Source organism: Methylocella tundrae (genome assembly GCF_901905185.1).
GTDB lineage: Bacteria > Pseudomonadota > Alphaproteobacteria > Rhizobiales > Beijerinckiaceae > Methylocapsa > Methylocapsa tundrae.
Window position 1 is genome coordinate 100022 of the sequence record NZ_CABFMQ020000002.1, and the last position, 22490, is coordinate 122511.

The 22490-nt window shown below is 60.2% G+C and carries 21 protein-coding genes; 2 read left to right on the forward strand and 19 right to left on the reverse strand.

The genetic code is table 11. From position 1 onward, the window contains the following. The first annotated feature begins 5 nt into the window (after positions 1-5). Positions 6-971 (forward strand): phosphotransferase, encoded by a 966-nt coding sequence (locus MPC4_RS02740; protein WP_174511203.1) that lies wholly within the window; start codon positions 6-8, stop codon positions 969-971. 20 nt (positions 972-991) lie between these two features. Next, positions 992-1936, forward strand: coding sequence for a choline kinase family protein (locus MPC4_RS02745; RefSeq protein ID WP_174511156.1), 945 nt, complete (start codon positions 992-994; stop codon positions 1934-1936). Between the two features lie 48 nt (positions 1937-1984). Here the strand turns inward: MPC4_RS02745 and MPC4_RS02750 are convergent, their stop codons facing one another. The 19 genes from MPC4_RS02750 to MPC4_RS02840 all read right to left on the reverse strand — a co-directional run bounded on the left by MPC4_RS02750 (position 1985) and on the right by MPC4_RS02840 (position 22465). Further along, entirely contained in the window at positions 1985-2827 is an 843-nt protein-coding gene (locus MPC4_RS02750) for an urease accessory protein UreD (protein ID WP_174511157.1), read from the reverse strand. 2 nt (positions 2828-2829) lie between these two features. Next, positions 2830-3474, reverse strand: coding sequence for an urease accessory protein UreG (ureG, locus tag MPC4_RS02755; RefSeq protein ID WP_174511204.1), 645 nt, complete (start codon positions 3472-3474; stop codon positions 2830-2832). Positions 3475-3484: 10 nt separating this feature from the next. Beyond that, positions 3485-5197 (reverse strand): urease subunit alpha, encoded by a 1713-nt coding sequence (ureC, locus tag MPC4_RS02760; protein ID WP_174511158.1) that lies wholly within the window; start codon positions 5195-5197, stop codon positions 3485-3487. A gap of 11 nt (positions 5198-5208) precedes the next feature. Continuing rightward, entirely contained in the window at positions 5209-5904 is a 696-nt protein-coding gene (locus MPC4_RS02765; RefSeq protein WP_174511159.1) for an urease subunit gamma, read from the reverse strand. A 9-nt stretch (positions 5905-5913) separates the two neighbouring features. After that, positions 5914-6654 carry an urease accessory protein UreF gene (locus MPC4_RS02770; protein ID WP_425312414.1) on the reverse strand — a complete coding sequence of 247 codons (741 nt, stop codon included), beginning with the start codon at positions 6652-6654 and terminating at the stop codon, positions 5914-5916. Further along, the gene (gene ureE, locus MPC4_RS02775; protein ID WP_174511160.1) at positions 6648-7118 is read right to left on the reverse strand and encodes an urease accessory protein UreE; all 471 of its coding nucleotides are present in this window, start codon (positions 7116-7118) and stop codon (positions 6648-6650) included. The genes MPC4_RS02770 and ureE overlap by 7 nt, the downstream gene beginning before the upstream one ends. 50 nt (positions 7119-7168) lie before the next feature. Next, complete coding sequence (locus MPC4_RS02780; RefSeq protein WP_244605758.1) at positions 7169-8275, reverse strand: aliphatic amidase; 1107 nt, start codon at positions 8273-8275, stop codon at positions 7169-7171. Positions 8276-8431: 156 nt separating this feature from the next. Next, positions 8432-8719 carry a hypothetical protein gene (locus tag MPC4_RS02785; protein ID WP_174511161.1) on the reverse strand — a complete coding sequence of 96 codons (288 nt, stop codon included), beginning with the start codon at positions 8717-8719 and terminating at the stop codon, positions 8432-8434. A gap of 3 nt (positions 8720-8722) precedes the next feature. Beyond that, positions 8723-9415, reverse strand: coding sequence for a tetratricopeptide repeat protein (locus MPC4_RS02790; protein WP_174511162.1), 693 nt, complete (start codon positions 9413-9415; stop codon positions 8723-8725). Continuing rightward, on the reverse strand, positions 9412-10524 hold the full coding sequence (locus tag MPC4_RS02795) for a Rieske (2Fe-2S) protein (protein ID WP_210253575.1): 1113 nt from the start codon (positions 10522-10524) through the stop codon (positions 9412-9414). Before MPC4_RS02795 ends, MPC4_RS02790 begins: the two co-directional genes overlap by 4 nt. Before the next feature lie 25 nt (positions 10525-10549). Continuing rightward, positions 10550-12982: a LamG domain-containing protein gene (locus MPC4_RS02800; protein ID WP_174511164.1), complete on the reverse strand. Its 2433-nt coding sequence runs from the start codon at positions 12980-12982 to the stop codon at positions 10550-10552. Between the two features lie 54 nt (positions 12983-13036). Further along, complete coding sequence (locus tag MPC4_RS02805) at positions 13037-13477, reverse strand: N,N-dimethylformamidase alpha subunit family protein (RefSeq protein WP_174511165.1); 441 nt, start codon at positions 13475-13477, stop codon at positions 13037-13039. Between the two features lie 31 nt (positions 13478-13508). Then, complete coding sequence (gene urtE, locus MPC4_RS02810) at positions 13509-14207, reverse strand: urea ABC transporter ATP-binding subunit UrtE (RefSeq protein ID WP_134488843.1); 699 nt, start codon at positions 14205-14207, stop codon at positions 13509-13511. Positions 14208-14209: 2 nt separating this feature from the next. Next, positions 14210-14950: an urea ABC transporter ATP-binding protein UrtD gene (urtD, locus tag MPC4_RS02815; protein WP_134488845.1), complete on the reverse strand. Its 741-nt coding sequence runs from the start codon at positions 14948-14950 to the stop codon at positions 14210-14212. 1 nt (position 14951) lies between these two features. Next, on the reverse strand, positions 14952-16064 hold the full coding sequence (locus MPC4_RS02820) for an ABC transporter permease subunit (RefSeq protein WP_174511166.1): 1113 nt from the start codon (positions 16062-16064) through the stop codon (positions 14952-14954). Positions 16065-16113: 49 nt separating this feature from the next. Further along, positions 16114-17010: an urea ABC transporter permease subunit UrtB gene (gene urtB, locus MPC4_RS02825; protein ID WP_174511167.1), complete on the reverse strand. Its 897-nt coding sequence runs from the start codon at positions 17008-17010 to the stop codon at positions 16114-16116. Between the two features lie 185 nt (positions 17011-17195). Further along, complete coding sequence (locus tag MPC4_RS02830; protein WP_174511168.1) at positions 17196-18506, reverse strand: transporter substrate-binding domain-containing protein; 1311 nt, start codon at positions 18504-18506, stop codon at positions 17196-17198. Positions 18507-18862: 356 nt separating this feature from the next. Then, positions 18863-20359 (reverse strand): carbohydrate porin, encoded by a 1497-nt coding sequence (locus MPC4_RS02835; RefSeq protein WP_174511169.1) that lies wholly within the window; start codon positions 20357-20359, stop codon positions 18863-18865. Between the two features lie 873 nt (positions 20360-21232). Next, positions 21233-22465 carry an ABC transporter substrate-binding protein gene (locus MPC4_RS02840; RefSeq protein WP_174511170.1) on the reverse strand — a complete coding sequence of 411 codons (1233 nt, stop codon included), beginning with the start codon at positions 22463-22465 and terminating at the stop codon, positions 21233-21235. Positions 22466-22490: the final 25 nt, after the last annotated feature.

Consider the following 22490-nt stretch of genomic DNA (forward strand, 5'->3'; position numbering starts at 1 on the left):
TGCCCATGAACGCGCCCGCAGACATCAAGACCGTTGAAGAGCGATCGCTTGAGGCGGCTATCGCGTCCGCGCCGGAATGGGCGGGTCTGACGTTCCGCTATTGGCGCGCGGCGCCGGCCGTCATCTCGCCGACGCATCGCGCTGTGGACAGTTCGTGCTTCGCAGTGGATGTTGGCGACGCGCCCCAGCGTTTGTTCGTCAAAATCCTGCATCAGGATCTCTGGCCGACGGTCGATCCCGTCAACGCCTTCGAGGCCGCAAGCATAGCCGCGGAACTTGGCGTAACGCCTTCGCCGCGGCGCTTTTGTGAGGCGCAACGCGCCACTGTGTTCGACCGGCTCGATGAGTCGTGGCGCACCGCGACCATGGACGACATCTCCGGCGAACTCATTCTTTCTAAAGTCATCGCGGCAAAGAAAGCGATCAACGCCGGGCCTCGTTTCGCCCGCGATTGGACGATCTTCGACGGCATTCGCCAAATGCGCACAGACCTCGAGGCGGCGGGCGCCCAAGCCGCAACCGACGCCTGGTGGATGCTCGACGCCGTAAATGATGCGGAGCGCGCTCTTTCCGCCGCCGGATGGGATATAAAGCCATGTCACGGCGACGGATTGGCGTCGAACATCATGATAGGGCCGAGCGGCGCCATTCAACTCGTCGACTTCGACAACGCGTGCAATTGCGACCCCTATTACGATCTCGGCGTGTTGCTCAACGAAGCTTTCGCCTTCGAAGAGGAAATGCTTGCGGGGATAGAAGAATTCGATGGAAGCGTCCGGCCCCAAGCGCTCAACCGCTGCCGCCTTTACGCCATTGCCGATGATCTCTACTGGGGACTCTGGGCGAGCCTCATGAACGTCGTTTCAGCACGAAAGGGCGTTGAATTTCTGAAATATGCGCAGTGGCGGCTTCTGCGTTGCCGCATGACGATTCGCGATGCGCGGTTCGAGGATATGCTGAGGCATCTGTAATCTAAAAAGGGCGGACCATATTGGACAGAGCAGGCAGTAAGTCGCTCGGCGAGGCCTTTACCGACGCTGAACGCGAGATTGAGGCGGCGCTCATTCAGATCGCGCCGTGGCGCGAGCGCGGGCTACGTTACAGCCCGGTTCACGGCGGCATCAGCAACGTTAACTGGCGCGTCGCGGTGGATGGCAAAAGTTTCTTCGTCAAAATACCTGGCCGCGGAACCGAGATGTTCATTGATCGAGCCGCGGCGCTCGCTGCGAGCCGGCGCGCCGAAGCGCTCGGGATCGGCCCACGCGTTCATGATTACCTTGCCGATCAGGGCATCGAGATCAATGATTTCATCGAGGGGCGGCGGCCTTGCACGAACACTGATTTTCTCGATGCGACGATCCGCGCCAACGCGGTCGGCGTTTATCGCGCGTTCAACAATTCCGGTCTCCTGCCGCTGACGAAAACTGTCTTCGACATGATCGACGAACACTTCGATCAGGTGTGGAGTCTTGGCGGCAAGGCGCCTGCCGATTTCGAGTGGCTCTCCAAGCAATACGGGCTGGCGCGCTCGGCGCTCGAGGCTTCCGGCATAGATCTCGTCCCCTGCTTCAATGACCCGATGCCGGGAAACTTCATGCTTGGCGCGGACAAATCGATCATGCTGATCGACTATGAATATGCCTCCAACAATGACCGCTGCTATGATCTGGGCGTCTGGTGCGGAGAGATGTTCTTCAGCGACGCTGTGGAGAATGAGATCATCGAGACTTATTTCGGCAGCTTTGATCTTGCGATGAAAGCCCGCCTCGTCGTCCATAAGGCGCTCGCCGATATCAAATGGGCGACGTGGGCGATGGTTCAGAACAAGGTTTCGACCCTCGATTTCGATTTCTATAAATATGGCGCGTGGAAGCATATGCGCGCGCGGTCGATCATGAGAGATCCGCGCTGGGTCGATTACCTCAACTCAGTCTGACGCGCCAACGCGGGTCATTGTCCTGCGCCGCTCAAAGCCTGCTGACGCCTATTTCCGGCGTCGCGCGGGCGTTGCGCCCGCCAGCGCCGCGAACGCGACATCAAAGCCCACCTTTAGCCCATCGCGCAACGCGCCTCCGTCCGGAGCGAGGCACCGAAGACATAAGCCGGCGCCGTCCTGAAGCGCGCTGGCGCCGGCTAGGCAGCCTTGGGCGTCGAACGCGCGCTGAAGCTCCAGCGCGTCGGGCCATGCCTCCCGCGGGGCCAGAATGATCATTGACGCATAGGCGCGATAGGGGCCGAGCGGCGAGGTCTTAGAGAACACATCTTCGCCTGCAACGCGGCTGCGCTCGCGAACGATAACCTCCCCATCCCGAAGGATGGTCAACAGCAGCTCGAGGTCCTGAAAAGCCCGACCGGCCGCCGACGGATCATGACAGGCGAACCCTTCCGTGACGATCGCGCACGATGTGGCGTTGATCGTGATCGTGTGCGCGCTCGTCAACGCGGCGCCCGGAAACAGAATGAGCGGGTCGGGCGTCAGCGCAAGAAAGGCTCCCGGCGCGACGACCACGGATGTGTCCTGACGCGCGGGCGAAGCGCCCGTGTCGTGCACGACGCTCGACGATTGAGTTGTGACATGCGCCCTCGCGCCTGCTTTCGCCTCGACGCTGAGGCGCAGATGATCGCCGCGGTAGACGCCGCCCGAAGCCGATTGCAGATAGAGCGTTGCAAGATCCGGGCATGCGGCGTCGAGCCAGAACGGCCGTGTGATGTGGAAGGGGTAGGGAACCCTCTGGCTGTTGAGGAAGGTGCGCCCGCCCCCCTTGGCGAAGACCAGGCTCGCATGCGACCGGCGCCCGCTCTCGATCGCAAGCGCATTGCCGGGCATGGCTAGAACTTGAACAGGACGGAGTCGACGATGGCGTCGGCCACGGCCGCGATTCCTTCGCCGCTGCGTGCATTTGACGTCAAGACCGGCCTGTCCCCACGCAGCTTTCGAGCCTCGCTCAGCATGAGGCCGAGGTCCACCCCGACGTGGGGCGCAAGATCGATCTTGTTGACGATGAGGAGATCGCAACGCATGACGCCGGGGCCGCGCTTGCGCGGAATATCGCCGCCGCCTGCGACGTCGATGACGAAGATCCACCAATCGACGAGATCCAGCGAAAAGGTCGAGGCGAGATTGTCGCCGCCGGATTCAAAGATCATCAGATCAAGCCCCGGATAGCGCGCCTCGAGTTCATCGCCCGCGACGATGTTGAGCGTCGGATCTTCGCGAATGACGGTGTGCGGACAGGCGCCCGCCTCAACCGCGGCGACGCGGGCCGGATCAATGAGGCCGGACCGGCGCAGACGCTCCGCGTCTTCCTTCGTGACGAGATCATTGGTGATGATGGCGAGATCGACGCCCCGCGCGGCGAGAACGGGAATGAGCGCCTCGATCAGCGCGGTCTTGCCACAGCCGACGGGACCGCCGATCCCGATGCGCGCCGCCGAAGCCGGTTTTATTGCGTCGCTCTGTCGCGGCTCATTGATGGTCACGCGATCACCTCAGCATGTAGCGTTGCGCGAGCGGCAACTCGCGGGCGGGAGCGCAGGTGGCGATTTCCCCGTCGACGAAAACGTCAAAGGTTTGCGGATCGACGCGGATGTTGGGGCAGGCGTCGTTCCACATCATATCCCCTTTGGACAATTTTCGCGTTCCCTTCGCTGGCAGCAGCGATTTCCGCAGCCCGAGCTCGCCCGCAAGATCCCGCGCGATCGCCAGCGGATGCACAAAGCAGGCGGAGAGCGCCTGCTTGGCGAGGCCGAACGCGCCCCATTGCGGACGCAACATCATCGGCTCGCACGTCATCAGCGAGGCGGCGGAGTCGCCCATCGCGCCCCAGGCGATGAAGCCGCCCTTGATCACCAGTTCCGGCTTGATGCCGAAGAAGGCCGGACGCCAGATCACGATATCGGCCATCTTGCCGTCTTCCAGCGACCCAACATGATCGGCGATGCCGAAAGTCCGCGCGGCGTTGATCGTATATTTGGCGATGTAGCGCAAAATGCGGGCATTGTCGCCGAAGCCTGGCCTGTCCTCGGGCAACGCCCCGCGCTGATCCTTCATCTTCGAGGCGAGCTGCCAGGTCCGGCAGATCACTTCATGAATGCGGCCCATGCCCTGGCTGTCGGAGCCAAGCATGGAGATCGCGCCGATGTCATGCAACACATCTTCGGCGGCGATCGTCTGCGCGCGGATTCGGCTTTCGGCAAAGGCGACATCTTCCGGGATCGCCGGGTTGAGATGGTGGCACACCATCGTCATGTCGAGATGTTCGTCGAAAGTGTTGATCGTGTAGGGATTGGTCGGGTTGGTCGAGGACGGCAGGCAATTCGAGAAGCCCGCGACGCGGATGATGTCCGGCGCATGGCCGCCGCCAGCGCCCTCGGTATGATACATATGGATCGTGCGTCCGCCGATCGCACGCAGCGTATCCTCAACGAAGCCGGATTCGTTCAGCGTGTCGGTATGCAGCTGGACCTGAAAATCATAGTCGTCGGAGACGCCAAGACAGGCGTCGATCGTCGCCGGCATCGCGCCCCAATCCTCGTGGATCTTGAGCCCGAGAACGCCGGTCTCGATCTGTTCGACCAACGGCGCTGTCTTGTGCGAATTGCCGCGTCCGAGAAAGCCGAAATTGATCGGCCATTGTTCCGCCGCCTGCAACATTTTGCCGGTGTTGAAGGGGCCGCCCGAGTCGATGCCGACCGTGATCGGGCCGAGCGAGCCGCCGATCATGGTCGTAATGCCGGAAGCAATTGCGTGATCGCAAAGCCCCGCCGAATCGAAATGGACATGCACGTCGATCGCGCCCGCGGTCGCGATGAGGCCTTCGCAATCGCGCACGGTGGTGCCGGCGCCGACGATGAGGCGCGGATCGACGCCGTCCATAATCGCCGGATTCCCGGCTTTGCCCATTCCGACGATGCGCCCGCCCCTAATGCCAAGGTCGCCCTTGACGACGCCAAGCACTGGGTCGATCACGAGCACATTGCAAAGCAAAAAGTCGAGCGCGCCCGCCGCGTTGGTGACGCCCGCGGCGAGCCCCATGCCATCGCGCAGGGTCTTGCCGCCGCCGTGCAGGCATTCATCGCCATAGACCGCATAGTCTTTTTCGACCACGGCGACGAGCGAAGTGTCGGCAAGACGAACGCTATCGCCAACGGTCGGGCCATACATCGCCGCATAATCGGCGCGCGGAATGATTGCCATCTGGGTTCTCCTCACGCGCCCTTGAAGCCGGCGGCTCTGGCGCGAGAGAGAGCAGCCTCGCGCGCCGCTTCGCTATCGTCCATGCCGCGCGACAGATCGTTCAACCCCGATAACGAGCGGTCTCCGCCGAAGGCCGCCAAAGTCACGGTTCTGCGCTGGCCCGGCTCGAAGCGCACGGCCGTGCCGGCCGGTATGTCGAGACGCATCCCCATCGCGCTTTTGCGATCGAAGTCGAGCGCCCGATTGACTTCAAAGAAATGATAATGCGAGCCGATCTGCACCGGCCTGTCGCCGGTGTTGACCACATCAAGGGTCGTTCGAGCGCGGCCCGGCGCAAGCTCGATCTCGCCTTCGACCGCTGTGATGAGGCCAGGCTCCAGATCGTCGCGCTCGGACCCTTCGACGGCCCGGATCGGCTCATGCACGGTGACGAGTTTCGTTCCATCGGGAAACAGGCCTTCGACTTGCAGGATAGGCGTCATCGCGGCGACGCCCGGCATGACGTCCTCAGTCGTCAATATGGTCGACCCCCAGGCGATGAGATCGGCGACGCTGCGTCCTTCCCGCGCGCCTTCGAGAATTTCATCCGTTATGATCGCGACGGCCTCGGGATAATTCAGCTTCAGCCCTTTCGCGCGACGCTTGCGCGCGAGTTCGGCGGCGGTAAAGATCGTCAACCGCTCCATTTCGGTCGGGGTAAGCAACATGGATCAGCCTCAATTGGCGAAAAGACGCAGATCGGCCGCGGCGTGGCGCATAGCCGCGATTTCGATATAGGGGATGAAACTCGTCAATATAGGGGCGTCTTCCGTGCGCCGGGGCTCAACTGCTTCGGCCTCTGGCTCAATCGTTTGCCGGTCTTGCAAATTCACGTCGTCCGCCGGCTGCTGGATAATGTCCGCGATGAGCGCGAGCGCGCTGAAAAGGGCGCGCTGCGCCTCGATGGCGCCGATCTGGCCGAGGCGGACCGCCGCCGCCGTCATGCTCGACGCCGTCTGGTAGCCGGACATCAGCGCCGCGTCGTATTCCTTGATTCCGACAGCGCGCCAGAGCGCGCCCTGAACGATGGGCAGATGGCCGTGGAGCTGGCCGTTACGCAGTCTCTCTCGCAAATGCGCCGCGCCGGGCGTGCCGAGCCGCGCATGAGCCGCGAGCAGGGATTGTCCATTTCGCTTCGAGCCCGCGCGCATTGGTTCGGCGAGCGTCGCGGCCTCGAAAGCCGTGTCGATGCGGGCGAGTCTGTCGTCATCATCGTAAGCGCGAAACGCACGAACAAGAGCGACGCGATCGGCGCCCGCCCAGCGATGGCGAAGCGACGCCGCGATTGCGTTCGCGAGATCCATCGGCGTCATTGGCCTGCCGAGCCCCGCGAGCCCTTCAATGCCGTTGGAAAAAGCAAAACCGCCGCTCGGAAACGCCGTATCCGCGTGCTGAAGCATAAGCAGTTGCGTCAGCACGCGGACACCTTGTCAGGCGCGTGCACCGACGACGTGACGCGGCCCGAAGTGATAAGCTCGCCAAGCCGCGCGAGATAATCTTCGACCGGCGCCTCGATCGCAACCAGCAGGGCTTCGCCTTCAAAAGCGACGCGCCAGTGAAGGTTGCCGGCGTGATAGCCAAGTTCGATGGCGCTTTGCCTGTCGCATGGGACGAGACGGAGCCAATGTTGTTCGGCGACTCGCACGACCAGGCCGTAACCTGTTTCAAGCGCCAGAACGGCGCCGTCGAAAAGAACCTGATCGCGCGGCAACGCAACAGCGATCTCCTCGCCTTTGTCGGTCCGGGCGCGCAGGCGGCGTCGAGCGACATCGGCGCTCTGCAGGGTCAGAACATCGACGCCGCCGTGATGCTCGAGATGGTGCAGAGGGGTCGCAAACGCCTCATCGAGCCGGCTTCCGAGAATAGATTCGATGAGGCGCATGTGCTTAATAGAGTCCTAAGGCCAGATGTTTTGAGCGTCGTGCCCAAATTCTAACGTGAAGCGGCCTTGAGAGTCCGCGGGCTCGCGGGCTTTTTTTGCCGCGTTTCCACCAGCTTGACGGGCGGCTTCGCCTTTCCGGCCGGAGGGATCCCGTCAATCGGACATTCCTCGACGCCAAGGCCGGTGCGGGTAATGGCCTCGACAGCCTCGCGGGTCGCTTCCGGATCCTCGATCCAGCGCCTGTAGAAATCATAGGGGCATTCAGCAACGCCAGGCTGGTTCTCTTTCGAATTGATCATGCCTGTATAGCCACGGTGCAGCAGTTTGAACAGGTGATTTTCAGACTGCTGGTTGCGGCGCGCGTCGCGGATCAAAAATTTGGAGAGGCCTGCGTATTGGATGCCCATCTCCTCCGTGCCGCATTCGCCGAGCGTGCGGCCATCGAAGCCGACGATCGCGGAGTGGCCGAAGTAAGTATAAACGCCGTCAAAGCCGGCTGCGTTGGCGACGGCGACATAGCAATTATTGGCGAAGGCCATCGCCTTGGACATGAGGATCTGCTGCTCCTTGGCCGGATACATGTAGCCCTGGCAGCGGATGATGAGCTCCGCGCCTCGCATCGCACAATCACGCCAGATCTCGGGATAGTTTCCATCATCGCAAATGATGAGGCTGATCTTCAGCCCTTTGGGGCCGTCCGAGACATAGGTGCGATCGCCGGGATACCAGCCTTCGATCGGCGTCCAGGGCATGATCTTGCGATATTTCTGAACGATCTCGCCTTCGTCGTTGATGAGGATCAGCGTATTGTAGGGCGCCTTGTGCGGATGGTCCTCGTGGCGTTCTCCCGTGATCGAGAATACGCCCCATACTTTCGCTTTCCGGCAAGCGGCCGAGAAAATCGCCGTCTCTTCGCCCGGCACAGCGCTGGCGGTCGCGTACATTTCGGCTTCGTCATACATGATGCCGTGAGTCGAATATTCCGGGAATATGACAAGGTCCATGCCCGGGAGGCCGGATTTCATGCCGACCACCATGTCGGCGATCTTTTTCGCATTCTCCAGGACTTCCGCCTTCGTGTGAAGTCTTGGCATCTTGTAATTGACGACGGCAACGCCAACGCTGTCGTTGCTGCTCGAAATATCACCATGCATCATGGCTGTGCTCCCTGCTTGCTTAATTCTCAGCGCGACGGCGCTTCACACCAAACCGATCGGCCTGCCCAAAATCCCAGCAAAGACTGCGCCACGGAAGAGCAAGCAGCTCCCCGTCGGCGCCGTCGACGTCACAATCCACATTCCCCGGCCCGCTGATCAATTCGTCTTTCTAAACATGAACACACTGGCGCCCGAAGCGACGTCGCCCGCGACCGCATGGGCTTGCTGGCGTCCAGTCATCCAGGCATGAACCATGGCCGCCGCCGTTGCTGAGACGGCGGGCTTCCAAAGCCAGATGTCGCGCGCGGGATCGACCTTATTGATCTCGAAAAGCGCTTTCGGAGCGTCATCCGCGACGCCGATCGACCACTCGCGGAAATCGCCGCCAAATTCCTTCACATAGCTGATGAATTCAAATTTGATCTGCTGCACGCTGTACGTCATGATTCAGCCTGGGATTGGATTGATCGTCACGGGCGCGGTTCCGCCCGCCATCCGGCCTCGTTGCTGCTGAGCAAGGGCGAGGCCGCGCTTTTTCTCCTCGCCCGACATGTCGGCGATCAGCGCCTCAAGCGCCGTCAACGCGGTTCCGACGCCATGCTGGGCGGCCAGCGACAGCCACGCGAAGGCGGCGACGCGATCCTTTGCAACGCCTACGCCATTGGCGTAGAAATAGCCAAGCCGCGCCTGGGAGGGATAATGCCCGGCCTCCGCCGCGCGACGATAGAGTTGAGCGGCGCTCTCATTGTCCAAGGGAACCCCATCGCCTTTGGAGAGAAGCGTCGCAAGATTATACTGCGCCATCTGGTCGCCAAGTTCAGCCGCCCGCGACAGCCACTTTGCTCCGGCGGGGCGATCCCGAGGCGTTCCCTGCCCCATCGCCAACATCGCCCCGACATTGGTCGCCGCCTGGACATGACCCTGTTCAGCAGCGCGCAAATACCAGGCGAAGGCAGTCGGTAGGGACGCCTCAACACCAATTCCGTTCGCATAGAAGGATCCGAGCCACGCCTGCGCTTCCATATCGCCCGCTTCGGCCATCGTGGTGAAGAGCGAAAGGGCGCCCGGATAGTCGCCTGACTTGAACGCCGCGACTGCGACGGCTACCTCGTCGCGCTCCGCTGCTGCAATTGCGCTCATGCTCGTCTCCCTGTCTGCGATGTCGCGTAGAAGGCCTCGCCGGCAATCCGCGGAGTCGATCGAATGGCTTCATTCACCACGGATTGGAGCCAGGCCGCGGGAGCCGCCGCGTTTCTCAACGGCGCGCGTTCGGCCTCTTCCAACTCTCGATCCGTCGGGTCGAAACGCGCGGCGAGTTGCGCGGCCTCCGCCGCCGACAGGCGCGGCGCGATCTCGCCCAGCCAGAGCCGAAGCGCCGCGCTATATGCGTCATCGGTCGGAAACTCTCCGCCAAGGCGTATCCGGCAGAGCGTGCGCCCAAGCGCCGTCGGCTGTAGAACGACGGTGCACGTTTGGCCATACGCCCGGATGATGATCGCATTCGGAAACAAAATCGTCGCGGCCGCCGGAGCGCCGCTGTCGAGCATAATCAGCGTGCGGATAAAGTCAGGGCCGCTCGATTCCTCGGCGCCGGCTGCGAGATGATGCGCAAGCAATTTCCAATCGGCGTCGAATTCGAGCCAGTGCGTCGCTTCAGCTCCCCGCTTTTTCGCTTCCGCCACGTCTTCCACGGCGATCGCCGCGTCCCGCCAGCTCGGCGCAGCGGCGTCCAATGGATCAACATTGACGCAGATGAGGCCGCCGAACATTCTAACTGCGACGGGCAGAAGCCGCTCCGGCCTCAAGCCGAGATACTGATCAAGAGCCAGCTCCGCATCGGCGGCGCTTCTCGCGATCGGACGGCGGTCACGGCTGTATCCACAGGCGGTGAAAGAGCATTTCGTTTTCGCTCCCGTCTGGCACTGCAGCGGCACAGCGCGACACCCGCCGTGCTGCGCCTTGTTGAAGCGGCCGATGAGACCGCCGTCGGCCTGTCGCTCCACGTGAACCCCGTGGCGGCCCACTGTGAATGGCAGCACATCGCCCGGCGCCAGGATTTCATCACTGAATCCAATCGACACCCATGAGCGCGTCCAGATCCCTTCGTCCTCAAGATTCGCGAAGTCCAGCGAACGGAACGCCCGTGGAGGAAGGGAGCGGGCGGCGTCCCCCACCGCCCGCTCCTGGAAGGAATGGCCGGATCCGGCGCCCGGCGGCTCAACGGTAAGTCCGGCGCTCGTGCGGTTCATCATGCCATCCTCCAAGTCACCGCCCTTACGCCGGCAGCGGTTCGCCGCGCTCTTTGCGGCTGCGATGCTCCAGCGCCTTTGCATCGTAATCGGCTCTGCCGCGATGCTTGATCGCCTCCGCTGGCGGGGCCGGCAGCGGACCGTCGGCCGAGAAGCGATCGAGCACGTTTTTCACCAGCTTCGAGATATTGTTGTCGCAATTGTTCCACGGCAAGGAGCCGCAGAAGGCGATCGACGAAAACGCGAAGCAGGCGCCGCCATTCGGCGTTTCATGATAGGCGATATCGCCGCGCACACGAGGATGCGTGGTGCCATCCGTGCCTTGCTGATTGAAACCGAAATCCTCCATCACCAGAAGATAGGCTTCCGTGTGGCGTCCCGCCGAGGTGGCGACCGCGAGCGTGTGCGGCGGCGATCCCAGCATCGTGTCTACGATATCGAGTTCGAGACCCGCCGCACCGCCGCCGACCAGTCCGAAATTTCCGAGCTTCTCGTCATAGCCGATGCCTTCGAAGGCCCAGCTGACGCGGGGATCGAGACTGTCCGGCGTGCGCGAGAAATAGCTTGATATGTCGAAGCCTTCCGACGACATGCCGACGCCGGCGACGGAGTGGAGGTAGCGGCCGCGGAAGCGCCACATGCCGCCGAGCTCTCCCGTGCCCTGATGATAATACTCGCCAGGATCGGCGCGCCATGTGCGGATGCCGGATTCGCAACGCCGCATCTCCGTGACGACGCCGCGTCCAAGGTGATCATAGGCCGGGTGGAAGGAATGCACCCAGTACCAGGCGTCGGCGCCCATATACATGAGCCGGCCGCCACGCTGTGTATAATTGTGAAGCGCGTCGAGCTGCGGCCCGCTGTTATGTTCAGGATGCGAGCCGGTGATGATGACGTTGTAGTTCTCGATCCGCGCGAGACCGTCGTAAGTGATGTCTTCATCCGTGAAGACGTCATACTCATAGCCGAGCGTCTCCAGCCAATAGATGAGATGAAGATCGGCGGGATATTGCCACGGCGCCTGGGCGAGGAAGTGATCATATTTCGGCCTGATGCTCAGAATGGGCCGCAGCCGCGACGAAATCGAAATGCCTGTCCCGTCGGTATGCGTATCATAGATCGAGCCGCCATATTCGCGATGCTCCGACAGGAACATATTCTGCTGCTGCATGATCGGCACGCGATAGACGAAAAGCTCCGCGCCGCCGGCGTTGCAGGCCACATGCTCATTCGCATAGGCCATGTAGCTGATCGTCGGAACCATAACCGCGATTTTTGAAGTCTCCTCGCCAACGCGGGGCACGACCCAGAAAGGTATGAACTCCTCGTCGCCCTCGGCGGTCGTCAGCTTGACAGCGTAGAAGCGGCTCTTGATTCCGCTCGGCGGCACGGTCCACTCGAAATCCGATGACCATCGCGCGTCATCGACGTCGTCGTCGTGAAAGCTGATCGCGCCATATTCTTCCGCCGCGTGCTTCCAGTCGAACTTGGTTCCCGACCAATTGTAGCCGGTCATCCCCCGATTGGGACAGTTGACAAGCTGCGCATCCAGCCGGTAGGGGCCCTCGTCCGTCGCGACGATGGTGTCTATGCCTTTCGAGAAATTCCAGGCGGCGACGATCGTCTCCGACAGGCGCCCGCTCGGACCGCTGTTGCGGCGCTCCGTCAATCCCGGCTGCGCGCCGAGCTTCATGCTCTCGATGTCCTGCCGCGAAAGAGCTTTATTGCAGATGCGCGGGCTATCGATCTTGCCATTGTATTTGCCTGTGAAGACAACGCCGGAGGGCTTCGACGAGGCGGCGAGCGGATCGTCCGGCGCAAGCGCCTCGACATAGGCTCCGAGCGCGACCGGGACCGGCGCATGGCTGATCGCCACGTTCAAAGTGGTCTCGACCGGCTCAATGACGGGGTCGAGCGCATAGGCGACCTGCGGCTCATGATAGAGCGTGACGGCACCGGTAGCGGCGTCGAAGGTCGCGGCGACAAAATGCCAGGCGTGATCACGGATCGGCGCGCCCGTCGTGATGCGATGCTCATTGATGCGCAGCTCGAGACAGCCGTCCTCATTGATGAAGAGTCCATAGCCGCAATCATTCGACCATTTCGTGACGAGACCTTGCGCGCCATGCTTCCAATATTGAGGATGGGTCTTTGGCGCCGTCGGCCAGATCCAGCATTGCAGCGTGAAACTCTCCACATGAAACGGCCTTGCGTCTGGGACGTAGCCATAAGATCCGCCGTGAATGATCTGTTTGCGGCCTTTGTAGGTCTTGTTGACGTCGGCGACGATCGGCTTATCCATGTAGCCCGGACCGCGCGGATTGGTGTCGCCATTGATCATTTGCACGATCTCGGCCGTGTATTCGGCTGGGCCGTCGCAATTCACATAGAATTTGATGGTGTCGCCGGGATGCACGCTGAATTTGTCGGCGTAGCCCGTCAGCCTCATGAATGTCATCATCTACTCCAAAACTTCGCTTTTGTGAGAGGGCGTTGGGAAAGGCGGCGTCATTCAGGTCACCGGCCAATTATCGTCCCTGCGCTTCCACCCCTCGTTGAAGTCGTCGGGCATGCCGTAGCTTTCCGACAGCTCCTCAAGACGCATCAAGAAGATCGTGTGCTGGATCTCCTGCTCGTCAGTATAAACCGTGTCGTCGATAAACTTCGGCGGCACGCCGCGGATGCCGCTGAGACGCGCAATGCGCCACTCCTTATCCACTTTCGTGCAGATCACGATAAGTTTGCCCTTCGGGCTTTCACCTCGCATGCGAAGCAGAACGCGACGCAGCAGCGGGTCATCGTAGAAGCCGCCCCCTACCGTCGTCGTGTCCCCGGGGGCCTCGCATTTCAACACCGAAAAGCCCGCCACGCCCTTCATCGACTCGACGCACGCTTTGTGCTCGTCGATCAGGCGCTGGCGCTCCGGGGTTCCCTTTTTTGGTATTGGTTGCATGATCGATTCCTCCTGTCGGAATAGGTATGTCTCAGATGGTCATGTGTCGCTCGACCAGCTCGTCCGTCATCTCCGCGATGGGTCCCCGAGCGACGATGCGTCCGTTCTCCATCATCAAAAACGCATCGCCGAGTTTGCGCGCGACCTTGATGTGCTGCTCCGTCAGAATGAGCGTGATGCCGAATTCGGTATTGAGGCGCCGCAGCGTCTGACCGATCTCGTGCACGATGTTTGGTTGAATCCCCTCAGTCGGCTCGTCCAGCAGCAGGATCTTGGGATTTGTGGCAAGCGCGCGCGCGATCGCGAGTTGCTGTTGTTGGCCGCCCGAAAGAAGCCCTGCCCGCTTGTCGAGATTTTGAGCAAGATAGGGAAACAGGCTAAGGCAAAGCGGCGGCACTTCCGACAGCCCGTCGCTGCGTGCGAAGGTGCCAAGAAGTATGTTTTCCTTCACGGTGAAATTCGAAAGGATTTGACGCCCTTGAGGGATATAGCCAAGACCATATTTCGCGCGCTGATAGGTCGGGGCTTTGCTGATGTCGTCCCCGGAGATCTGGATCCCGCCAGACATTCGGTCCGTCAGCCCCATGATCGTGCGCAGCAGAGTCGTCTTGCCGACGCCATTGCGTCCGAGCACGCAAAGGCATTGGCCTTCCTCAAGATCAAATCCAATATCCTTGAGAATCGGCGTTTTGCCGTAATAGGACGTGACTTGATTGAGTCCCAAAAGCATCTCTAATCCTCCGGATCGCCGAGATAGACCTCGCGCACCCGTTCATTGGCTTCCATCTCCTCGATCGAGCCTTGCGCCAGGAGGCTGCCCATATGCATGACCGTGACGACGTCCGCGATCGACCGGACGAAGGCCATGTCATGTTCGACGACGATCAGGGTGTTGGTCTTCTTCAGCTCGTTCAGAATGCCCACGGTCTTTTCGATCTCCGCCTCAGTCATTCCCGCGACCGGTTCATCGAGAAGGAGAATTGCCGGATCCTGCATAAGCACCATGCCGATCTCGAGCCATTGCGTCTCCCCGTGCGAGAGCGTTCCGGCCTCGGTATCGATGCGCGCGCCAAGCCCAGTGACGCTCAACACCTCATCGAGCTTTGCTTTGAGACCGGAAGGCCGCATGGAGAACATGTTCTTGAAAGGATTGACTTCACGACTGAAGGCCACCTCCAGGTTCTGGCGCACCGTGAGATCGCGAAACACAGCCGGCACCTGAAACTTGCGGCCGATGCCAAGGCGCGCGATCTCATGCTCGCCGAGGCCGGTGATGTCTTCGTTGCGCAGGATGATCTGACCCGACGTCGGCTTTTGCCGGCCGGTGATCAGATCCATGGTGGTGGTTTTGCCCGCGCCATTCGGGCCGACGAGACAACATAAGGTGAGTTCCGTCACTTCCAGGCTGAAATCATTGATGACCTTGGTGCCGCCGAAGCTCTTATGCAGATGGTGAATGTCGAGGACGCCCATCTCATGCCTCCAATTTGCTGGGCGTGTCCGCAGCGCGGAGCGGCCGTCTGAGGCGTTGCGGAGCAAAGCGGGCGCTCAGCGAGCCAAGCGCCTGCTCCAGCAAACCCGCGAGCCCCTTGGGAAGGAAACGCACGACCAGGATGAAGAATCCGCCGAGGAGCAGCAGCCATGTCGCCAGGAACTGGTCGCCGAGATAGCTTTGGCCGCCCTGGATGATGAAGGCGCCGAGCATAGACCCGATCAGCGAAAAACGGCCGCCTATGCCAGCCCAGATGACCATTCCTATGCTGAAATTCACATCGAGCTGGGCCGGAGAAACATATTGCACCAGCATCACCGAGCAGCAGCCCGCGATCGCCGCGATGAGGCCGGACAGCGCATAGATCACAGTCTCGTAGGAGGCGACGTTATAGCCAAGAAAGCGGACGCGCTCGGGATCACTGCGCAGCGATTGTGTCACAAGCCCGAATTTGCTTTGCGTCAGCAGCTTGCCGCCGACCGTCGTCAACAACAAAAACCCATAGACGATCCAGTAGCTGACGGCGCTGTAGGGATCGATGTCAGCGCCAAAAATCTTGAGCGGCGCCGGCGGCGTTATGCCATTCGCCCCGTTTGTGTAGGGCTGGACGTCAAGGATCAGGGTGTAAAGCGCGCTCAGCATGGCGAGCGTCATGATTGCGATGAAAGGACCCGATACTCTTGCGCGGAACATCAGGCTGCCGAAAAAGACGTAGAAAAGCGTCGGCACCACCAGGGCGAGAATGATTCCGAAAGTCGTACTCTGGAAAGGGATCCAAAGCGCAGGCAAATGGTCGAGGCTATTGTTGAGCATGAAGGGCGGCATCGGATTGGCCGCGTCCTGCGACTGCATCTGCATCGTCATCGCCATGCCATAGGCGGCTAGCCCGAACGCAATGCCCTGTCCGAGATTGAGAATGCCGCCAAAGCCCCAGCCGAGGCTGATGGATACGGCAAGCATGCCATACACGCCGTAAGTCGCGAACTGATTGAGCAGAAACGAGTCGCTGACGGTCAACGGAATGATTGCGAGAAGAACGAATAGCAGCGCATAGACAAACCATTGCGCGGTCCTGTTGTAGTATAGATTTGGCATAATATGATTTCCTGCCTGCGCTTATCTGGGCCAGCCTGTTCGCTGAACGTCAGCGGCGTGCTTTCGCCGGAGCGAACAATCCCGCTGGGCGGAAGCGGAGGAAAACGACGATCAGCAGGTAGAGGATAAATCGTGCGAAGGTATCGCTAGTGGCGTAAGCGAAGATCGATTGCAGTTCGCCGGTGAGGCCAGAGGCGACGACGCTGCCGATGATCGTTCCGCCGCCGACGACCACAACGAGAAAAGCCTGCACGACGTAAGCCGTTCCCATGGTTGGCAACACGATAGCCAGTACGCCGAACAGAGAGCCCGCAAGGCCCGCAAGGCCCGCGCCGATAGCGAAGGTCACCATATAGACCCGGTCTGCGTTGATTCCGAAAGACGCCGCCATTTCCTTGTTCTGCATGACCGCGCGCACCTGCATTCCGAACCGCGTGCGGTAGAAGAGAAACACCGTCGCGGCGACGAGCGCGATGGTCAGGGCGAAAATGAAGATGCGCAGCACGGAGAGATTGACGAAGCCGATTTGAACATTGCTTTGGAACATCTCTGGCACGGCGATGTATTTTGGGTCGCTGCCGAAGACCAGGCGGACGACTTGCGTCAGCACAAGCGAAACGCCCCATGTCGCCAGCAGCGTGTCGAGAGGCCGCTTATAGAGGTAGCGGATCAGCCCCCGCTCCAGGAGCAGTCCGATCAAACCGACGATCACAAAGGATGCCGGTATGCAGAGCAGAAACGGAAGGCCGACAGATGATTGCAGGGCGTATGATGTGTAGGCGCCGAGCATGATGAACTCTCCGTGCGCCATATTGATCACGCCGATCGTCCCGTAGATGATCGCAAGTCCGAGCGCAGCAATGAGCCAGATGCTGGCGATGCTGAGACCCAGAATCAACGAATTCACAATCGGGATTAGATTGGCGGATAGGAAATGTCCTGTCATCAGTCGTCTCCGATTGCGTTCGCCGTGCGGGCGGCGAACGCAGGTTGGTGGGAATGCAATGGGCCGCCAGGGCCGGACGTGGGATTTAAGCTTGATCACATCGAGCTCATAGGCCACCTCCGCTTGCCAGGTCCAAGCACAACGTCGATCCGGAGCGCGCGCCGCGCTTCAAATGACGCCCTGGCTCAGATCACATTGGCGCGGATCTTACCGTCCGGCGCCTTGAGGCCCGTGGGCGTGCAGACGCCGACGTCCGGATAAATCGAATAGGGATCAGGCGCGACCTGCGCGTCCGCCTGTTTGACGATCTTGAAGCTGCCGTCAGCCTGGCATTGGCCGATTTTCGGCTTGAGCCATGTGTTGAAATTCTGGTCGTCGATCCAGATGAGGCCTTCAGGGGAGACGCCATCCTCGACCCTGACGCCGCCGCTGGCGTCGCGGATCATCTTCGAGGTTATCCCATCAATGCCGCCGGCCTTCTTGGCCGCGGCCTCAAGGCCATATTTGAAGACATAGGCCGAAATGTAGGTCTCCTCCATGTTGTAGTGGGTGACGCCGTTCTTGCCGTATTTGCTCTTCAAAAAGCCTTCGACGAATTTGTGATTGGTGGGGTTGTCGAGCGCCTGGAAATAGGGCGCGGACAGGAAGTGACCGGCGCCGAATTCATTGCCCATTGCCCTTGTTTCGATTTCCCCGGTCGTGAGGGAGGCGATCGGCATTGAGTCGACCTTGAAGCCTTCCTGCTTAAACTGTTTGTGGAAAGCGATGTCAGAGGCGCCGACGACAGTCGAGAAGATGAAATCCGGCTTTGCGTCACGGATCTTGTTCAGGATCGGCCCAAATTCGGAGCTGCCGAGCGGGATATATTCTTCGCCGACCAGTTCGCCGCCGGCGGCGTTCAGCCAAACCTTCGCGTTCTTGTTGGATTCCTTCGGCCAGACGTAGTTCGAGCCGACGAAGAAGACCTTCTTCCCGAAATTCTTCACCATGAAGGGAATCAGGTCTTTCGAATGCTGATTGGCGAGCGGGCCCGTGCAGATATCGTTCTGACTACACTCGGCTCCCTCATAACAGGTCGGGTAGTAAAGCAGACTGTTCTGCGACATGACCGTCGGCAGGATCGCCTTGCGGCTCGCCGAGGTATAACAGCCGAAAATCGCGATGACCTTGTTACGGAGGATCAGCTCTTTGGTCTTCTCCGAATACACATTGAAATCCGATTTCGCGTCGACGATGACCGGCTCGATTTCGTGTCCGGCTACGCCGCCGTTCTTGTTTATCTCATCGATGGCGTATTGCATGACGAGCGTGGAATCCTCCTCCGGCACGGCAAGGCCGCCGGTCAGCGAAAAGAGGAGCCCGACCTTGATGGGCTCGCCCTTTTTGAGGGTCGCGCCCCAAGCATCGCCCGCCATCGGGATCCAGATGTTCGGCGCAGCAATGGCTGCGGCTGCCAGTGACGTGGTCTTGAGGAATTTGCGGCGAGACTGATCCATAGGATCTCCCAATGGCTACGAAATGCGCACACTGCTCAATTTTTCACTTGCAGTGAACATATTTGCTTTATAGGAAAACCTAGATCTTTCGTCAATACTTTTTCATGGCATTAGAGAATTTTCCGGATCTTACGACTAGCGCATTCCGTCAAAAGTAATCTGCATGCACACCGGTCGCTTCTTTTGCATCCATAATATTCATCTAGCTCTATTGATTAGGCGCGTTGCACTTTCTATAGGCGCCGGCGGCGACGGGCGCTTGAGCCGGCTTCGGCAGATGCCTCCTCTTTGCAAAAAAACAGCCGACGAGCGCGCGCTCGCCGGCTGATTAGTTTCACCTCAGAATTAGAGGGCGATCAGGTCGGAGCGGCGATGCCAAGGAGAACGCCGAGAGGAACGACAAAGGTTCCGCCAATATAGACGCCGTCCTTGGGGCGTGTGACCGTGCTCGGGTTCCAGAAGCTGTTGGGGTTGATCACATACTGAAAGACCGGCTCGAAGGCCATGCCTGCAGGCAGCGCGAGGTGAGCATTCGCCTCGATGACATATTTGTTCCGATTGAACGGAGCCCCTGTGCCGCCGGCGACGAAATTGGCGGCGGAGAGATACGCGTTATAATTTGGGTTGAGTTGCTCCCAGTTGAATTTGATACCGAAATTGTCGCCCGGCCTGCCGGCGAATGGCGAACTGAGCTTTGCGCCGACGTAAACGCTGCTGGAAACCGGCACTGTCGAATCGAGGGCGAAGCCGGCGCTGCCATAGAGCGAAATAGCGGTTGGAGTCAGATTTTTCTCAGTTCCTCCATCGGCCCGCCAGACGACCTGGTCACCTTGAAGGACCACGCCGGACGTTCCGTTCTTGGTGTTGGTCACGCCAAACGCCGTCGCGACATTATTATCGACATGGCTCTGCGAATTATAGAAGCCGGTGAACGAATAAGTGCCCGGGTATGGGTTGGTTGCAAAGGTGGTCTTCCAGCCGATCTCGCCCATTGCGATCACGCCTTGCGGATCTTCCTGGTTGAACCACCTGTAACCCGTCTGATAATTCGTTCCAGGGCTCCCGGAAAATACGCCGGCCTCGGCGTAGACCGGCCCGTCGAACTTGTAGCTCACATTGCCGCCCCACACGCCGCGCTGCGGTGAGGTCCAGCCCGCATTAAGATAGAGAATGTCCTGGAAGCAGCTGTTGATGGAATTACAGTTGGGCAGAGCGTAATAGCGGTCCGGATGGGTCTTACCGATTTCGATGTCGAGATGATCATCGAAGAGCTTCTGCTCCAGGGTCATGATGGACAACCAAGCGCTCGCCGGCGTGTAGGGAGGTTGATAGCCAACGAGACTATCGCCAATCTGCGGCGCGAGATTCAGGTTTTCGACGATGCCGAAGAACGTGTTCTCATAATGAAGCGAGGTTCCTTGCAGGCCCATGATTTTGCCGAGATCCGCGTCGCCGCCCACAATGAAGTAGGCGGAGTTCGAATAGCGCCCCGTCACCAGTCCGGCGCTTGGGTTGCCCTGAACGAAGTCCAGCGCGAGCGCATGAAACGTATAGCCTTCCGCCGCCAGAGGGGCGAAAATCGAGGCCAGAGGCCCATTGAATCCTGGCTTGACAACCGGCTTCTCGAGACCAACCACGAGATTGGGATTGACGTCCTGCGGGTTCGCGCCGGGCGCCGCCTGACCGACTCCCTCCTGAGCCAACGCGCCCGACGCCAAACTCAAAAAGGCCGCGGCGGTCAATCCAGCGACGACGCCTGAGCGCCTCTGTCGTTTATGCGCCGGCGCGGCGGCCTCCGACTTTCGCGTCAACGTCGGCGGAGACGATCCGCCAGAAGCAGTTGTATTCGACATTCTCTACTCCTGAAATTAGCCGGACCGAGATCTCATCCCGATCCGTTAGCCAGCTCGCATCCGAGTCTGGACTCGGCTTCGCAACCCCATCGCTGGGAAATTCATTCACCAAAGCGCGGCAAAGCCGCATCGCTCATGCAGTTCGCCGGAGCCGGAAGTCGCTCAATATCCACCGCGCATCTCGTTTGAAGAGACATCACAGCTATAGGCGCGCTCTTGTCTCGCAGGCCGATCGATAGCTCAATTTAAACTCAGCGAGCCCCCCGATTCCTAGTCAAAACATCTACTCTTTCTGACCCTTATATTCCTAGCCTTTCTGACTGATACGTCTAAGGCTTGATGTACGAAGCGGAGACTGTCAATGTCCGAATAAACAAATGTTCCTAAGAGTGATATTTTCGCATCATTTATTGTTCGAGATCAAAGCAGAAACCGTGCCGTTCGATTGGACCTTCCGCTTACTCGCGGGGCGGAGGATGAGTTGGCGCATCTGCTTATTTGCCGGGCGCTGGCGAAGCTAGATCATCCGTCAGACCGGACCGCCTCGCGCCGCGGCTTCGGACGGAAACGTAAGACTTGGCTCGATGAGAAAATCGCAGCTTATGTCTCGGCCCTTTGGATCTTCAGACCGGATCGAAGGCCGCCCTTTGAAATCCGGCGGGGATTGACGCGCCCCATTCATCAGGGCCTGCGCGGGCTTGTGGGATCATCAGCCAGCTTTGGGGAAAGGCGTTCGGTTAAACGCAGTGGCCGGCGCCTGCCGGCAAACGGCTGCCCAAGTTTATTGCAACTGCTTAAATTGATGCATTTCCCTCAGCGCGGCGCGTCATGTTCACGACCGTGGGAACGTGGCGCATCGGCGCGCGCCGCCGTTCAGGAATCGGGAGATATCCATGGGGGCGCGACGAAGCGCTCTGTATTGTAAGGTTCGGGAGCGATGAGCGCCAAAGCCCCCTTCTTCCAGTCCTGGATCTGATAAAAAAGATGCGGCAGCCCGAGGGAAGGATCATGGACATAGTCGGGATAGGGCGCGGCGGCCTGCCAGTCGGGATGATACCGGATGATGCCGGCGACGCTGCGATAGATCGTCTCGCGGAGGGCGCGGGCTACTGCGCGGTTCTGATCGAACGCGCCGGGGGCGCCGGCGCCGCCGGCGATGCAGGCTGCAATCGCATAATGATGGACAGCGCCATAGGACTGACAGCCGACCTGCGGCGTCGAGCCTTCGCCAAACCGTTGGATGTAGCGCCGCGCGAAGCGTTGGCCGATGTCGTCGCGCAACAGGCCGATGACGGTGCTGACGATGACGCCCACGGCCTTGTCCTGCGCGATGTCGACAAAGGACTGATGCATCGCGCCATATTGCAGATAGACGATGCTGTTGGTCGGCTGCTCCATGAACTGGAGCTGGAAGGAGGCGAGGTCGCCGGCGTAGAAATGCGTATTGGCGATGACCGCGGGTTTGACGGCGCGCACCTGCGCCAGAACGTCGCGCCAGTCAGTGGTCGGCGTCGCGACGATATGGGGGCCGAACGCGAGTTTCCAGCCAAACTGCGCCGCCGCCGCCGCCATGGCGTTGGCGATGACGATGCTATAGGGCTTTGATCCGGAAATGATCGCGATGCGGTTCGATTGAGGCTTCCATTGTCCGCTGTCGCGCAGCCATGAAATGAATTTGATGAAGCCCTGGCCGTACCAATAGTCAGCTGGGTCCCCCATGAAACAACCGAAATAGCGATCCGGATCACTGAGGATCGTATCGTGGTGCTGCAAGAGCGTATTGTGATGAATATAGATGATGCCTGCGTCGGCGATCGGTTCATATTCGGAATTCTGCGGCCCAATATTGTAGCCGTTGATGATCGCATGGACGTTGTGAATCTCGATCAGCTTTCGCGCCGCGGCGACAACCTCATCCGCGCTCTGATGCTTGGTGTCGACGAACACCGGACTGAGCGGCCGGCCATGGATGCCGCCGCGCGCATTGACCTCCTCGACGGCAAGCATGACTCCCTTGCGGAATTCGGCGCCATCGGCCGCGGAGGGCCCGGAGAGAGGCACCATGCTGCCGATCGGTATTGGTGCGCCTTGAGGTGATGTTGACATGGCTTTGACGACCGTTGGCTACGAC

What these genes read in the sequence shown, in the direction of transcription:
- MPC4_RS02740 (WP_174511203.1), top strand. Translation starts at nt 6, where the DNA reads ATGAACGCGCCCGCAGACATCAAGACCGTTGAAGAGCGATCGCTTGAG.
- MPC4_RS02750 (WP_174511157.1), bottom strand. Translation starts at nt 2,827, where the DNA reads ATGCCCGGCAATGCGCTTGCGATCGAGAGCGGGCGCCGGTCGCATGCG.
- ureC (WP_174511158.1), bottom strand. Translation starts at nt 5,197, where the DNA reads ATGGCAATCATTCCGCGCGCCGATTATGCGGCGATGTATGGCCCGACC.
- MPC4_RS02765 (WP_174511159.1), bottom strand. Translation starts at nt 5,904, where the DNA reads ATGTTGCTTACCCCGACCGAAATGGAGCGGTTGACGATCTTTACCGCC.
- ureE (WP_174511160.1), bottom strand. Translation starts at nt 7,118, where the DNA reads ATGCGCCTCATCGAATCTATTCTCGGAAGCCGGCTCGATGAGGCGTTT.
- MPC4_RS02780 (WP_244605758.1), bottom strand. Translation starts at nt 8,275, where the DNA reads ATGATGCATGGTGATATTTCGAGCAGCAACGACAGCGTTGGCGTTGCC.
- MPC4_RS02785 (WP_174511161.1), bottom strand. Translation starts at nt 8,719, where the DNA reads ATGACGTACAGCGTGCAGCAGATCAAATTTGAATTCATCAGCTATGTG.
- MPC4_RS02790 (WP_174511162.1), bottom strand. Translation starts at nt 9,415, where the DNA reads ATGAGCGCAATTGCAGCAGCGGAGCGCGACGAGGTAGCCGTCGCAGTC.
- MPC4_RS02795 (WP_210253575.1), bottom strand. Translation starts at nt 10,524, where the DNA reads ATGAACCGCACGAGCGCCGGACTTACCGTTGAGCCGCCGGGCGCCGGA.
- MPC4_RS02800 (WP_174511164.1), bottom strand. Translation starts at nt 12,982, where the DNA reads ATGACATTCATGAGGCTGACGGGCTACGCCGACAAATTCAGCGTGCAT.
- MPC4_RS02805 (WP_174511165.1), bottom strand. Translation starts at nt 13,477, where the DNA reads ATGCAACCAATACCAAAAAAGGGAACCCCGGAGCGCCAGCGCCTGATC.
- urtE (WP_134488843.1), bottom strand. Translation starts at nt 14,207, where the DNA reads ATGCTTTTGGGACTCAATCAAGTCACGTCCTATTACGGCAAAACGCCG.
- urtD (WP_134488845.1), bottom strand. Translation starts at nt 14,950, where the DNA reads ATGGGCGTCCTCGACATTCACCATCTGCATAAGAGCTTCGGCGGCACC.
- MPC4_RS02820 (WP_174511166.1), bottom strand. Translation starts at nt 16,064, where the DNA reads ATGCCAAATCTATACTACAACAGGACCGCGCAATGGTTTGTCTATGCG.
- urtB (WP_174511167.1), bottom strand. Translation starts at nt 17,010, where the DNA reads ATGACAGGACATTTCCTATCCGCCAATCTAATCCCGATTGTGAATTCG.
- MPC4_RS02830 (WP_174511168.1), bottom strand. Translation starts at nt 18,506, where the DNA reads ATGGATCAGTCTCGCCGCAAATTCCTCAAGACCACGTCACTGGCAGCC.
- MPC4_RS02835 (WP_174511169.1), bottom strand. Translation starts at nt 20,359, where the DNA reads ATGTCGAATACAACTGCTTCTGGCGGATCGTCTCCGCCGACGTTGACG.
- MPC4_RS02840 (WP_174511170.1), bottom strand. Translation starts at nt 22,465, where the DNA reads ATGTCAACATCACCTCAAGGCGCACCAATACCGATCGGCAGCATGGTG.